The 789-nt window shown below is 48.9% G+C and carries 1 protein-coding gene; it reads right to left on the bottom strand.

Annotation, left to right across the window (positions count from 1 at the left end):
- A partial coding sequence (locus CXF95_RS26260; protein ID WP_157828259.1) for an Ig-like domain-containing protein occupies positions 1 to 789 on the bottom strand: 789 nt, incomplete at both ends.

The following is a 789-nucleotide window of genomic DNA, read 5'->3' as shown; positions in this document are numbered from 1 at the left end:
CAGTAGCTCATCAGGTGTGAAGGTTAATACGTTATCAGTGACATCCACACTGCCCAGTACGCGTTGATTGGTATCACTGTTATAAAACAGTACGGTACTGCGCAGACTAATGGTTTCATCAAAGGTGATAACTACATTGGTATCAACCACTACCCCAACTGCATTTTGAGCCGGCACGACACTTTGTAATACCGGTCTGACGGTGTCACTGGCACCCGTAGTGGAAGTGGTGAAGGACAAGACCTGCCCGCTCAAACCATTGCCAGCATAATCACACAGACCAGTGAACTCAACCTGGTAGGAGGTATTGGCCGCCAGGGATTCAGATGGAGTGAGGGTTAGGGTGCGTCTATCGCTGGATAAGACGCTGGTAAGCGCTACGTCATCGACACCATCACTGATGTGTAACTGAGTTAAACAATTGCTACCCAGAGGCTCATTCAGGGTTAATACCACACGGGCATTCACCGGCACTTCAAGCGCGTTGTTAAGAATGTTGGTGTTAACCAAAAGCGGCGCTGCATCATCTGTTTGTGCCCCTGTGGTGAAACTACTGAAATTATTCAGGGCAATGAAGTTATTGGCCATATCATACAGATAGGGACTGTAACCCACGTACCAGTAATAGAGTCGGTTAGCCACTAGCAGGCCATCAGGAATAAGGGTTAAAGTCATGCCATCAGCACTGAGGCTGAAGCTACTGGGGAAACTGAGCCCGGTTGTCGTGTCATACAAACGGAATGAGTTGGTGCCCAGTTGCACTGATGCTGGATCGAGCCGTTCACTCAG

This window comes from Paraglaciecola sp. MB-3u-78, from assembly GCF_002835935.1.
Taxonomy (GTDB): Bacteria; Pseudomonadota; Gammaproteobacteria; order Enterobacterales; family Alteromonadaceae; genus Paraglaciecola.
Note: the sequence above shows the minus strand (reverse complement) of the source record. Positions and strands in the feature narration are given on the sequence as shown.